The sequence below is a fragment of the Micromonospora sp. SD19 genome, assembly GCF_054462275.1.
Genome location: NZ_JBTLMN010000002.1, coordinates 558,602 through 570,738, shown reverse-complemented (window position 1 = coordinate 570,738; position 12,137 = coordinate 558,602). Strand labels below are relative to the sequence as shown.

The 12,137-nt window shown below is 70.7% G+C and carries 13 protein-coding genes; 5 read left to right on the top strand and 8 right to left on the bottom strand.

The window, feature by feature from the left end; translation table 11 throughout:
* Window positions 1-60: 60 nt before the first annotated feature.
* From ACX27O_RS09755 to ACX27O_RS09745, 3 genes are all read right to left on the bottom strand, one after another.
* On the bottom strand, window positions 61-747 hold the full coding sequence (locus ACX27O_RS09755; protein WP_210858909.1) for a Type 1 glutamine amidotransferase-like domain-containing protein: 687 nt from the start codon (window positions 745-747) through the stop codon (window positions 61-63).
* Window positions 748-951: 204 nt separating this feature from the next.
* Window positions 952-1,458: a mycothiol transferase gene (locus ACX27O_RS09750; protein WP_357635149.1), complete on the bottom strand. Its 507-nt coding sequence runs from the start codon at window positions 1,456-1,458 to the stop codon at window positions 952-954.
* Window positions 1,455-2,486 (bottom strand): aldo/keto reductase, encoded by a 1,032-nt coding sequence (locus ACX27O_RS09745; RefSeq protein ID WP_458939313.1) that lies wholly within the window; start codon window positions 2,484-2,486, stop codon window positions 1,455-1,457. The genes ACX27O_RS09750 and ACX27O_RS09745 overlap by 4 nt, the downstream gene beginning before the upstream one ends.
* Window positions 2,487-2,608: 122 nt before the next feature.
* On the opposite strand from ACX27O_RS09745, the gene ACX27O_RS09740 reads away from it, so the two are divergent.
* Window positions 2,609-4,165, top strand: a complete 1,557-nt coding sequence (locus tag ACX27O_RS09740; protein WP_458939312.1) for an ArnT family glycosyltransferase — start codon at window positions 2,609-2,611, stop codon at window positions 4,163-4,165.
* Between the two features lie 43 nt (window positions 4,166-4,208).
* On the opposite strand, the gene ACX27O_RS09735 is transcribed toward ACX27O_RS09740, so the two are convergent.
* Window positions 4,209-4,691: an RrF2 family transcriptional regulator gene (locus ACX27O_RS09735; protein WP_210858899.1), complete on the bottom strand. Its 483-nt coding sequence runs from the start codon at window positions 4,689-4,691 to the stop codon at window positions 4,209-4,211.
* A 134-nt stretch (window positions 4,692-4,825) separates the two neighbouring features.
* Between ACX27O_RS09735 and ACX27O_RS09730 the strand changes: the two genes are divergently transcribed.
* Window positions 4,826-5,566: an SDR family oxidoreductase gene (locus ACX27O_RS09730; RefSeq protein WP_458939311.1), complete on the top strand. Its 741-nt coding sequence runs from the start codon at window positions 4,826-4,828 to the stop codon at window positions 5,564-5,566.
* 38 nt (window positions 5,567-5,604) lie between these two features.
* Here the strand turns inward: ACX27O_RS09730 and ACX27O_RS09725 are convergent, their stop codons facing one another.
* Both ACX27O_RS09725 and ACX27O_RS09720 read right to left on the bottom strand, forming a co-directional pair.
* Window positions 5,605-6,177, bottom strand: a complete 573-nt coding sequence (locus tag ACX27O_RS09725; RefSeq protein WP_458939310.1) for a GNAT family N-acetyltransferase — start codon at window positions 6,175-6,177, stop codon at window positions 5,605-5,607.
* Window positions 6,177-7,430, bottom strand: coding sequence for an MFS transporter (locus tag ACX27O_RS09720; protein WP_458939309.1), 1,254 nt, complete (start codon window positions 7,428-7,430; stop codon window positions 6,177-6,179). Before ACX27O_RS09720 ends, ACX27O_RS09725 begins: the two co-directional genes overlap by 1 nt.
* A gap of 128 nt (window positions 7,431-7,558) precedes the next feature.
* Between ACX27O_RS09720 and ACX27O_RS09715 the strand changes: the two genes are divergently transcribed.
* The 3 genes from ACX27O_RS09715 (at window position 7,559) to ACX27O_RS09705 (ending at window position 9,745) form a co-directional block, all read left to right on the top strand.
* On the top strand, window positions 7,559-8,488 hold the full coding sequence (locus ACX27O_RS09715; protein WP_358126193.1) for a LysR family transcriptional regulator: 930 nt from the start codon (window positions 7,559-7,561) through the stop codon (window positions 8,486-8,488).
* Between the two features lie 33 nt (window positions 8,489-8,521).
* Window positions 8,522-8,983 carry a hypothetical protein gene (locus ACX27O_RS09710; protein WP_030327636.1) on the top strand — a complete coding sequence of 154 codons (462 nt, stop codon included), beginning with the start codon at window positions 8,522-8,524 and terminating at the stop codon, window positions 8,981-8,983.
* Window positions 8,984-9,094: 111 nt separating this feature from the next.
* Entirely contained in the window at window positions 9,095-9,745 is a 651-nt protein-coding gene (locus ACX27O_RS09705) for a DUF6518 family protein (RefSeq protein WP_458939308.1), read from the top strand.
* Here ACX27O_RS09705 and ACX27O_RS09700 read toward each other — a convergent pair whose 3' ends face one another.
* Window positions 9,746-10,273: an NUDIX hydrolase gene (locus ACX27O_RS09700; protein ID WP_458939307.1), complete on the bottom strand. Its 528-nt coding sequence runs from the start codon at window positions 10,271-10,273 to the stop codon at window positions 9,746-9,748.
* A gap of 390 nt (window positions 10,274-10,663) precedes the next feature.
* The gene (locus tag ACX27O_RS09695) at window positions 10,664-11,833 is read right to left on the bottom strand and encodes a tyrosine-type recombinase/integrase (protein ID WP_458939468.1); all 1,170 of its coding nucleotides are present in this window, start codon (window positions 11,831-11,833) and stop codon (window positions 10,664-10,666) included.
* Between the last annotated feature and the right edge of the window lie 304 nt (window positions 11,834-12,137).

Genomic DNA, 12,137 nt, shown 5'->3' with positions numbered 1-12,137 from the left:
GGCCACCGGCGAGCGCGGCGACCACGTCGAGGGGCCGGTGCGGCTGAGGGGACAACCCGGTCAGGGGTTGATCAGTTTCCAGTCGCCTTCGGAGATGACGTCGACATTGCCATCGACCACCGTGATGGCGGTGTTGTCGTCGATGGCGTAGGTCGGGACCGGGATTCCGGACGCCCACTTCTGGATGGTGGACAGCTCGGTGTCCTCCATCTCCGGATGGTTGAGGTGGGGGTACAGGGTGAAGTCCACCAGCCCCAGCGCCCGGTCGGCGTCCTGCGCCCTGTCGCTGCCGTCGGGGACGAACGCGAGGTCGAACTCGGCGTCGCAGTTGTACGGGGTGACCGCGATGCTCCCGGCACTGACCCCCACATAGACCGTGTCAGTCAGCGACGGCAGCAGGTCCGCCAGGCCCGACTGGCGCAGCCAGTAGGTCAGGTACAGCACGTCGCCGCCCCAGACGAGGAGAGCGTCGGCCTCCCGGACCGCCGGGACCCAGTTCTCTTCTCGAATGGTCGGCAGCGCGGTGAGCTCCAGCAACCCCAGGGATTTCCAACCGAGCTGGCACAGCGGAATGTCGGCCCGACCGTGAATCGCCTTCCACGCCCTCTCAGCCCCGCCGGGGAATGGGTAGACAGCGGTGGGAATGAACAGGGCCGTGGACTCGGCGATCGGCTTGCCCAACAGGTCGACGAGCGCGTCGGAGATGCTCGGGTTGCTGATGCCTCCCGACGTGAGAAGGAACTTCAACACATCCGCTCTCCTAAATCCATCGGATGACCGCGATCATGTTGCTCATGAGGGCCAGCGCCCCGGCTCGCCAACCCGAGCGACATCGCTGGATCATCCACCGGCGACCGTCCAACGTCAACGGCCTCCGCCCACCGCGCAGTTCGACTGGATCACCGCCGACTCAATTGATCGAGGGAAACCGCGAACAGCGGCATCAGCCCATCACTCTCCGGTCGGGCCGCCCGCGAGTTCGGCGACCACATCGAGGTGGCCGAGGTGACGGGCGTACTCCTGCACCAGGTGGAACAGCACCCGCTCCAGCGACGCCGGGTCCGCGCCGTCCCACCGCGGGCCCGGCGCACCGATCTCGGCCAGGTCGTGTGCCGTCACCACGGCCGTGGTGTGCGCGCCCTGCGCCCGCAGCGCCGCCACCAGATCCGCGCGGGTCTCGTCGGGGGCGACGTACCAACGGTCGTCGCGGCGGTCGCCCCACGGCTCGGCGACATCCCGACCCTGGAAGCCCCACTCGATCCAGCGCCGCTCCACGTGGCGCAGGTGGGTGAGCAGCTCCAGCGGGGTCCACCCGGACGGCAGCCGGCTGCGCCGCAGCTCCGGCTCAGCCAGCGCCGACACCCTGGCCACCATGGACTCGCGGAAGTAGTCCAGGTAGCGCAGGAAGACCTCGGCGCGGCTGCCGGCCGGGGCGGTGGGCTCGGGAAACGACGTCATGACTCGGCCGGTAGGTCACGGGCGCGCTGGCGCACGCCTGCGGCGCCGTACGGGTAGTCGCCCACCGGCGGGGCGCTCACCTCGTCCAGCAGCCGCATCTGCTCGGCGTCGAGGACCAGGTCGGCGGCGGTCAGGTTGTCGTCGAGCTGCTCGGTGGTACGCGCACCGAGGATCACCGAGGTGACCGCCGGTCGGGCAGCCAGCCAGGCCAGCGACACCGCCGACATGGACACCCCCAGGTCCCCGGCGATCTGACGGACCGCGTCGAGCACCCGCCAGGTGCGCTCCTCGGCGTTGCGACCCGCGTACGCCTCGACGCCGCGCTGCGGGTTCTCGCCGAGCCGCGTCGCGCCGGTGGGCGTGTTGTCGCGCTGGTACTTGCCGGTCAGCCAACCGCCACCCAGCGGTGACCACGGCAGGATGCCGATGCCCTCGTTCTCGCAGACCGGCACCAACTCGAACTCGATCTCCCGGGCCAGCAGGTTGTACTGCGGTTGCAGGGTCACGATCGGGGTGAGGTTGAGGTGCTGGGTGAGCAGGGCGGCCTTCTGCAGCTGCCAGCCGGTGAAGTTGCTGACCCCCGCATAGCGGATCTTGCCAGCGCGCACCGCGTCGTCGAAGAACCGCAGCGTCTCCGGCAGCGGGGTCAGCGGGTCCCAGGCGTGCGCCTGGTACAGGTCGACGGCGTCGACGCCGAGGCGCCGCAGGCTCGCGTCCAGGGCGCGGGTGAGGTGCACCCGGGACAGGCCGGCGTCGTTCGTCCCCGGGCCCATCGGGAACCGCCCCTTGGTGGCGATCACCAGGCGGTCGCGCACGTCGGGTCGGCTGCGCAGCCAACGCCCGATGATGTCCTCCGAGACACCGGTGGAGTAGACGTCGGCGGTGTCGATGAAGGTGCCGCCGGCCTCGACGAACCGGTCCAGTTGGGCGAAGCTGCCGGCCTCGTCGGTCTCCGCGCCGAAGGTCATCGTGCCCAGGCACAGTGTCGACACCACGGTGCCGGTGCTGCCCAGAGTGCGGTAGCGCATATCGTCCTTTCGGTCCGAGTGACAAAGCCGATCTTCGCACCCGGCTGGGCCACCTGCACATGGAGGCCGCCGGGCCCCGGCACGGGCACCCACGCGGGCACCTCGCCGGTCATCATGAGCGGGTGAGTGAGCCCGCGACTGACATCGACCGGCCTCACCGGTCGGCCCAGTCACCACCACCGCCGGGGCGTCAGCCGGAGCCCGGCACGCGCACCCGCGGCCCGTGGCTGGTGGCCGCCGCCACCAGCGCGACGCTGCTGCTGCTCGCCGGCCGCTACGGCTATCACCGTGACGAGCTGTACTTCCTGCTCGCCGGTCGACACCTCGACTGGGGCTACGTCGATCAGGGTCCGCTGGTCCCGGCGCTGGCCCGGCTGCTCGACACGATCGCGCCGGGCAACCTGGTGGTGCTGCGGACCCCGTCCGCGCTGCTGGCCGGCGGTGCGGTGCTGCTGGTCGCCGCGATCGCCCGGGAGCTGGGCGCCGGTCGGGGCGCGCAGCTCGTCGCGGCGGTGCTCGCCGCGCTGTCCGGCATCGTGCTCGCCAGTGGTCACCTGCTCAGCACCACCACCGTCGACCTGCTGGTCTGGTTGCTCGCGGCGTGGTGTGCGGTGCGGTTGCTGCGTACCGGTGACAGCCGTTGGGCGCTGGGCATCGGGCTGGCGCTCGGTGTGGGCATGCTCAGCAAGCTGCTGCCGGCGCTGCTGGCGGTGGGCCTGATCGTCGGGGTGCTCATCGCCGGGCCGCGTCGGCTGCTGCGCGACAGGTGGGTGCTCGCCGCCGCCGGGGTCACCGTGCTGTTGGCCGCGCCGAACCTGATCTGGCAGGCGTCGCACGGCTTTCCGCAGCTCGGCGTGGCAGCGTCCATCTCCGGCGGTGACAGCTCCTACAGTGGTCGGCTCGACGCGTTCACCCTCCAGTTCGTCATCATCAGCCCGTACGCCGTACCGATCTGGATCGCCGGCCTGGTCGCGCTGCTGCGCCGGCCGGCGTGGCGGCCCTACCGGGCGGTGGGCTGGGCGTGGTTGGTGGTGGTGGGCATCGTGCTGGTCGCCGGCGGCAAGGGCTACTACGACGCGCCGCTGTTGCTGGTTCTGACCGCCGCCGGTGCGGTGGTCACGGTCGCCTGGGCGTCGCGCGGGTCGCTCTGGTGGCGTCGAGGGCTCCTCGCGCTGGGTGTGGTGCCGTTCCTGCTGCCCAACGTCGTGCTGCTGCTGCCGGTGCTGCCGGCCGACCGGTTGCCCGGTTTCGTGGTCGACGTCAACTACGACGCCGGTGAGACGATCGGCTGGCCCGCGTTCGCCGACTCCCTGGCCGCCGTCCACAACGGACTGCCGCCCGAGGAGCGTTCGCGGGCGGTCATCCTCACCGCCAACTACGGGGAGGCCGGTGCGGTGGCCCGGTACGGTCCGGACCGGGCCCTCCCCCGCGCGTACTCCGGGCACAACAGCATGGTCGACTTCGGGCGGCCGCCCGCCGACGCGGACGTGGTCATCGCCGTCGGCTGGGAGCGCCCCGACCAGCTGAGCACCTGGTTCGAGCAGTGCATCCTCGCCGGGCGGGTGGATCAGCGGGTCGAGGTGGACAACGACGAGAACGGCGGCCCGATCCACGTGTGCCGGGGGCTGCGGCGTCCGTGGGCGCAGATCTGGGACACCGAGGTACGCCACACCGGCTGAGCGCGGTCAGCCCGGGTCGGCCGGAGCCGCTGGTCAGCAGGGTTCAGCCGGTGCCGCTGGTCAGCCAGGCCTGGATGCCGACCAGGGCCTCCGGGCCGGAGGTGGCGTCGACGTCGCGGGCGAGGTCGGCGATGGTGACCGCGGCGAGCGCCTGCCGCCACGCGTCCTCGGCCGCCCACATCGCCCGGGCGACGGGGCACGGCGTGGTGCAGGCGTCGGCGGGGGCCGCGAAGGGGCCGCGCTGGCGGATCTCGGTGCAGACGAAGCTCGGGCCGGGACCGTCGACGGCCCGGACCACGTCGAGCACTGTGACGCTCTCCGGTGCGCGGGTCAGCACGTAGCCACCCGACTTGCCCTGCACGGAGTGGATCAGGCCGGCGCGGGCCAGAGCCTGGAGCTGCTTGGCGAGGTAGCTGCTGGAGACGTCGTGCAGTTCCGCCAGCTTGGCCGCCGGAACGGGCGTGTGGCTGGCGGTGAGCACCACGCAGCAGTGCAGCGCCCACTCGACCCCGCCGGACATCTTCATGACCTCACCCTAGTCACCCCGTTACTCGGACCCCGTGTGTCCGAGTATAGTTCCCGGACAGAAGAAGTCCGAGTATCGGCGAGGTTTCCGCAGCCGGACACCGGACCACACACGTCACTGGAAGGTGCATGGGCATGAAGATCGCCGTACTGGGCGGGACCGGTCTCATCGGGTCCCAGGTCGTCAAGATCCTGCAGGCCGCAGGGCACGAGGCGGTGCCGCTGTCGCCGTCCACCGGGGTGGACCTGCTCACCGGGCAGGGCCTGTCCGACGGGCTCGCCGGCGCCGAGGTCGTCGTCAACCTGACGAACTCACCGACCTTCGACGAGGCCTCACCCACCTTCTTCCGCACGACCATGGACAACCTGCTGGCCGCCGCCGCCCGCGCGGGCGTCGGCCACGCGGTGATCCTCTCCATCGTCGGCGTCGACCAGGTGCCCGACCTGGACTACTACCGCGCCAAGACCCTCCAGGAGGACATCCTCACGGCCGGTCCGATTCCGTACTCCATCGTCCGCGCCACGCAGTTCTTCGAGTTCGTCGACGCGATCCTGTCCTGGACGGCCGACGACACCACCGTCCGCCTACCCAGCACCCCGGTGCAGCCGATGGCCGCCGCCGACGTGGCCCAGGCCGTCGCCGAGGTCAGCATGGGCGCGCCGTTGCAGGGCATCCGCAACGTCGCCGGGCCCGACGTCTTCGCCCTCGACGAGCTGGGGCGGATCACCCTCGCCGCCCGCGACGACCAACGCACCGTGACCACCGACGACAGCGCCGGCATGTTCGCCGCCGCGCCCGGCGACGTCCTGATCGCCAAGGGCGACGCCGTCATCGCGCCCACCGCCTACCGGGAGTGGCTCGCGCGCCGGGCCTGAGGTTGTCAGCCTGATCCGCACGTCGCCGTGGCAGCCGGTCACGACAGCGGCGTGCGGATCCCGGCCCGCCACTCGTGCGCCAGGATCGCGAAGACGAGTTGGTCGGCCCACTCCCCCTTGAACAGGTAACTCTCGACGTGGCGGGCCTCCTGGCGCATGCCGAGTCGCGTCATCATCCGGGCCGACGCGGCGTTGCGGCCGTGGCACCTGCCGTAGACCCGGTGCAGCCCGAACTCGTCGAACCCCCAGGCCAGCACCGCGGCGGCGGCCTCCGTCGCCAACCCGCGACCGCCGTGGTCGGGGTGAAAGACGAACCCGATCTCGGCGGTACGGTCCACCTGGCTGCGCCACACCAACTCCACGATCCCGATCACCCCGGCGTCGGTGACCGCGGCCACCGTCAGGCAGTCACCCTCCGTGCGCCACGCGTCCTCGCCCGCCATGACCAGCACCGACGCCCGGGACTGTTCACGGGTACGCGGCTCCGCGCCGAGCATCCACCGCACCACGTCGGGCCGGCGCTGATACGCGTACACGTCGTCGAGGTCGTCGATCGTGACCGGGCGCAGCGTGAGGCGGGTGGTGCGGATCGGGTAGGTCGGCTGGAACATCACGCGATCGTAGAGATCCGCTCGGCGTGCTCGGGTGCCGGTCGTTCGGTGTCCGGGCGTCGGGGCAGCAGCAGCGGGCTCGCGAGGATCACCAGCCCGGCGACCGTGATCGCCGTGCGCGCGCTGGTGGCCTCGGCGAGCAGCCCACCGAGCGCGCTGAGAACGGCGATGGCCGCACCGCTGCCGATCGACCAGGCAGAGAGGGTGCGGACGACGCGCTCCTTCGGAGTCTGTTGAAGGCGGTAGGTGGCGAGCACCGGGTTGTACAGACTCATGCAGATGATGATCGCGAACTCGACGGCGATCACCGTGGCGAGACCGACCACGCCGGGCTGCACGACGGCGAGACCGATCAGCCAGATCGCACGCAGCGCGCCCACGGTGCGGATGATCCGGTGTTGGCCGTAGCGCGCCACCACCCGACGGGCCAGGCGTGACCCGATGAGTCCGCCCACACAGGGCACAGCGAACGCGAGACCGTACTGCCAGGGCGGAAAGCCCAACTCGCCGAGCAGCAGCACGGCCAGCAACGGCTCCGTGGCCATGATCAGTCCACTGACGAGCACCTGGTTGAGGTAGAGCGCCCGCAGACCGCTGTGGGTGAGCAGATGCCGCCAGCCGTCGAGCAGCTCGCCGGCCCGGACCCGGGCCGCTCCGGTGCGCCGAGGGTGATCCTCGTGGCCGCGAATGGCCGCGATGCCCAGCGCCGAGAGCAGATAGCTGAGCGCGTCCGCCACAATGGTGACCACCGGTCCGAACAGGCCGACCGCCGCGCCGCCCAGCGGTGGTCCGAGCGCGATCGCGCTCCACGTCGTCGACTCGAACCGCGCGTTCGCCACCAGCAGGTCGTCCGGCCGCACCAGGGCCTTGAGGAACGCGCCGCTGGCCGCGTTGAAGGCGATCTTGGCGGTGGCGACCACGGCCGAGACGACCAGCAACTGCCCGAAGCTGAGCCGGCCCAACGCGTACGCGACGGGGATGGTCAGCAGCACCGCGAACCGGGCCAGGTCCATCCCGATCATCACCGGCCGCTTGCGGTGGAACTCCACCCACGGCCCCAGCGGCAACGCGATCAGCGCGCCCACCGCCGGCCCCAGCGCGGCCAGCACCGACACCTGAGCCGGGCTGGCCTGCAACACCAGCACGGCGATCAACGGCAACGCCCCGAACCCCAGCCCCGACCCGTAGGCGCTGACCGCGTACGACGCCCACAACCACCCGAACCGCCGACCCAGGGATCGCCTCGCGGACAAACCCGCACCTCCCGCTCCCGACAACTCGTCGTTGACCGCCGCGATCAAAGCAAGGCCACTGACCGTGGATCAAACAACCAGACGAGCGGCGCGGCACAACCAGAGGTTGTGTCAGTAGGGTTCGTCGGGTGAACCTCGACGCCGTCCGCACCTTCGTCGCCGCCGTGGACGCCGGCCAGTTCCAGGACGCCGCCGCCGCGCTGTCGATCACCCAGCAGGCCGTCTCCAAGCGCGTCGCCGCACTGGAGAAGGACCTCGGCGTACGGCTGTTCACCCGCACGCCTCGCGGCATCGCCCTCACCGTCGACGGTCAGACCTTCCTGCCGCACGCCCGTGAACTGCTGCGGGCCGAGGCACGCGCCGACGCCTCCGTACGCCCCGGCCGGCGGGCACTGCGCGTCGACGTGCACAGCCGGCGGACCGCACCGGCGGTGCTGCTTCAGGATTTCCACCGCGCGCATCCGCGTATCGAGCTGGACGTGGTCACCCTCGACGCCGACGTGCACGCTGCGATGGCCGCCGTCGAGGCAGGGACTGTCGACGCCACCTTCCACGCCGTCACCGTCGCCGCGCGCCATCTGCCCGCAGCGATCAGTGCCGCCCGCGTGATCGACGAGCACCACGACCTGCTCGTGGGGCCACGCCACGCGCTTGCCAACGCCCGTACCGTCACGCCCGCGCAACTCGCCGAGCACCGCATCTGGATGCCCGGCATGGCCCTCGGCACCGAATGGTCCGCCTACTACGACGAGCTCGCCGCCGCGTTCGGCCTCACCATCGACCTGGTCGGGCCGGTCTTCGGCAACGAGGCGCTGCTGGCCGAGATCGCCGACTCCGCGCAGTTGGCGACGCTCGCCGGCGAACGTACCCGGTACCTGTGGCCGGACAGCTACGACCTGCGCCGGATACCGGTACGCGACCCGGCGCCGGTCTACCCCATGTCACTCATCTGGCGCGACGACAACCCGCACCCCGCGCTGCGCGCACTGCGTGAGCACCTCGACTCCCGCCGGGTCCCGGCCCCCGACGCCGAGGTCTGGCTACCTCCCTGGGGTTGAGACGACGCCGGGACAACTGGGTACGGTGGCCCCGTGCTCTCGGCCGTGAAGGGTTTGTCCCGCTACCACACCGAGGAGTCGCTGCGCGCGTACCTGCTCCAGCGCTCGCACCGCACCGAGAGCGGCTGCCTCATCGTCCACGGCTACGGGCCGCGACGCGGGGTGCACCAGAAGGTCGCCGGCCGCGCGTGGGCGCACATCGCCGCGTACGCGGTGCTCGTCGGTGACTACGACCCCGCCCTCGACGTCGACCAGGCCTGTGGGGCCGCCGACTGCATCGAACCAACCCACCTACGTCAGGTCAGCCGCTCGGAAACCTGCCGAACCCGGTCACAGTCAGCGCAGTGCCGCAACGGCCACGACCGTGAGCTCGATGACGCGACGGGTCGCTACCGGCGGGTCTGTCGGGCCTGCAACCGGGAGGCGCAGCGTCGGTGGCGTGAACGCGAGGCCGCCGAGGTGGCGCAGGCGCGCGCCTCGTACGGCCGCACGTAGCGCGCCCGACGCGCAGAGCTGAACGAAGCCGGCCGTACGGCGGATGCGACCCGGCCGCAAACCCATCCTTAGGCAGATGTCCCGAGCGGCTCGGTGTGACAGTTTTGCCCCGTGACGACAGTTGATCGTGAAGTACAGCGCCGCCACCGGGTCCTGACGGTGGTGGCCGGTGGGGTTCTTCTCGGCGTGGTGGACCTGTTGCTACAGCTCAGTCTGCCGTACCCCTGGGCGAACCTGGCCAATTCCAGCGCCGTCTGGGCGGTCGGCGCGTTCGCCATCGGATGGTGGCTCCGCGCCGACTGGCGGCAATCCGCGTTCGCCGGGATCGTGCTGCTGGTCGTCGCCGTTGAGGCGTACTACGTCGCGGCGGTCGTCCTGTTGGACGACAGCGCGCAGAACCTGTGGTCGCCGACGACGTTGATGTGGCTGTTCTTCGGAGTCCTCGCCGGCGCACTCTTCGGGGTGGCGGGTGGGCTGAGCCGCCACGGGCAACCGTGGGTTCGAGCGATCGCCGTGGCCATGCCCGGTGCGGTCCTGCTCGCCGAGGCGGCCATGCTGTTCCACCGCAGCGCACAACCCGGCCACGACTCGCACTACCGCACCGACAGCCTGCAGACCGCAGTGATCGAAGCGGTGCTCGGCGCCGCACTGATCCTGGTGGTCGCTCGGACCAACCGGGTACGTCTGCAGGCGCTCGCCGCGGCAACGGCACTCGCGGTGCTCGGCTTCGCCGCGTACACCATTGCCGGCTTCGGCAGCTGATCAGTGCCGCATCAGCCCCGTTCTGCCAATGGGTTCCCCGTGCCCCGTTGGCGGTGTGTGGCGATGCAGGTCAAGCCCGATGTCGACGACCACGGAACGCTCCAGGGTGGCGACCTGTTCCAGCGGCACCCATTGCGCCAGGTCTGTCGTGCCGCCCGTCTCGGATCGCAGCTCACCGCCCGCGATCCGAGCCCGGTAGAAGACAGCCAGCGTGTGCAGGTCGACAATCCCGCCGTCGTAGCTCTCGACGGTCCGGGTCCGCGAGTTCACACCGAGCAGCAGCTCGACCTGCGCCTCGTACCCCGTCTCCTCGGCCACCTCCCGCACGACGGCGTCGAACGGATCCTCGGCGTGCTCGACCCCTCCACCAGGTAGCGTCCAGTGCCGCCGCGCCCGGTCTGGTGAGACCCAGCGGGCGAGCAGCAGACGATCGTCTCGCAAACACACCGCGTACGCGGCGACCCTGAGCCGTTGTGCGATCACAGTGACAGGTGTTGAACGACATGTGAACTTCAGTAAGAACGACATTGTTCTTCAGTGGCTGTGCCACCGGCGGCACAGGCGCTGATCTCGCATCCCACCTTTGGAGATCACGAAAAACGGCGAAGCAGCTTTCCAGCAACCCGCCACCTTGCGGCAGTCACCCCAGGTGCGGGCCTAGATCAACTGCCTAGCGTTGTTTTGGTCTGGAATCTACGGACGGCCCATCACCGTAAGCCGCGCAATGCTGAGAAGCTGGTTCCGCTCCATGGTCTACCTAAACCCGAACGGCAATATGGGCGCGCACTTAAGAGCACCGGGCGGGCCGCGCTAAAACCCGCCGGTGTGCGCTCAGCCCTGGCCGCTGGCTGGCCGGTCGCCGGCGGGCTCCGCGCCTGCGACCCGGAGTTCGCTGCGCCCGAGGCACGCATTGCCAGGTCACGCCGTACGGTTCTCGCTGGCGTCGGCTCGTTCGGCTGGCTTTGCCCGTCGGGATGCCCGGCGCCTGCCCAGCACGTGGGCGGGGTCGCGGTCGAGGTTGTGCCGATCGCGGTCGTAGCGGCGGGTGGTGCGCACGTCGGCATGGCCCATCGCATCCTGCACGTCCTCCAGCGGCACCCCCGCAGCGCGGGCCGAGGTGGCGAACGCGTGCCGCAGCGAGTGCGGCGACAAGCGGTTGGCCGAGGCGATACCTGCGGCCGAGGCCAGGCGACGGAGCCAGGTGAACACGTTGGGCTCGGCAAGCCGGCCCAGCTGCCCGACGGAGCTGGTGGTGGCGAACAGTGGGCCGCTCAGCGCGTCGATGGTGCTCCCGGCATGGGCCGCGCGGGCGGCGAGGTAGTCATCGAGTGCCTCCAGAGTGTGTGCGGGCAGGGGGCGCTCCCGCTGCTGGGTGCCCTTGCCAATGAACTTCAGCGTGCGCTGACCCGCGTTGTAGCTCAAATCGGTTACATCACGGTCGAGGGCCTCGCTGATGCGCAACCCGAGGTCACCGAGCAGCCGCAGCAGTGCCCGGTCGCGCAGCGCCGCCAAGTGCCGGGCGTTCCGAACCGGCGTCGGCGCGGCCTGCCAGCGCTTGGTGCGGTCGGCGGCCTCGTCGTCGGTTTGGGCAAGCAGCAGGTCGACTTCGTCGAGGGTGAGTCCGGCGGTGGTGGACGTGTGGGCGTTGACCTTGGGTCGTTTCACCGCGACGACCGGGTTGCAGGCAAACTGGCCGTCGGTGTTGGCCACCAGATGGGTGTACCAACTGGACACCGAGGCCAGGGCGCGGGCGACGGTGCTGGGCTTGGCGGCACGGCTTCCGGTGCCGCCCAGCTCGCGCCACACCTTGAACTGGGCTAGGTCGGTGGGCCGGGCAGTGAGTGGGTCCAGGCGTTCGCGGAGGCACCAGTCCAGGTAGGTGGAGAGGTCTCGGCGGTGCGCGATCGCGGTGTGCCGGGAGCGGCCCCACGCATCAAGGTTCCAGGAGACGGTGAGCCGGCGGATGCTGTACCGAGTGCCGTCGTCGGGGGGCAGTGCGGGCAAGCCGGCCGCCCACGTGGCGATTTGCCGGGTCGCGGTGGCCAGGGTGCCGGACGGCCCGGGGCCCGGGCCGTCCGGCACAGGCATGGCGGCTTGGGCGGTCACTGTTTATCTCCGGGGATGACCTGCAGCCGTGGGGTGGGCACCGGGAGCCCGAGACCCTCGAAGGCAATTCGGGCGAGGTGGAGCTGGCGCTGGGCCGCTCCGTCGAGGCAGCGCTGGGGCAGGTCCCGGCCAGGCCAGGACCTGCTCACCGATCGAGTCGGTGAGGATCTGCAGCAGGTCGACGTGGCGCAGCTGGCTCCACGAGCGGCTGGTGTAGACGTGCCCGCACAGCGCGGACTCGGGCTGGCTGAGCTCGTGCTCGGCCCACAGCGCTGCGAGCGCGCTG

Excerpts from the sequence above, each read along its gene's own strand:
- ACX27O_RS09745 (WP_458939313.1), bottom strand. The coding sequence starts at position 2,486 with ATGCGCTACCGCACTCTGGGCAGCACCGGCACCGTGGTGTCGACACTG.
- ACX27O_RS09730 (WP_458939311.1), top strand. The coding sequence starts at position 4,826 with ATGAAGATCGCCGTACTGGGCGGGACCGGTCTCATCGGGTCCCAGGTC.
- ACX27O_RS09725 (WP_458939310.1), bottom strand. The coding sequence starts at position 6,177 with ATGTTCCAGCCGACCTACCCGATCCGCACCACCCGCCTCACGCTGCGC.
- ACX27O_RS09735 (WP_210858899.1), bottom strand. The coding sequence starts at position 4,691 with ATGAAGATGTCCGGCGGGGTCGAGTGGGCGCTGCACTGCTGCGTGGTG.
- ACX27O_RS09695 (WP_458939468.1), bottom strand. The coding sequence starts at position 11,833 with ATGCCTGTGCCGGACGGCCCGGGCCCCGGGCCGTCCGGCACCCTGGCC.
- ACX27O_RS09700 (WP_458939307.1), bottom strand. The coding sequence starts at position 10,273 with ATGTCGTTCTTACTGAAGTTCACATGTCGTTCAACACCTGTCACTGTG.
- ACX27O_RS09750 (WP_357635149.1), bottom strand. The coding sequence starts at position 1,458 with ATGACGTCGTTTCCCGAGCCCACCGCCCCGGCCGGCAGCCGCGCCGAG.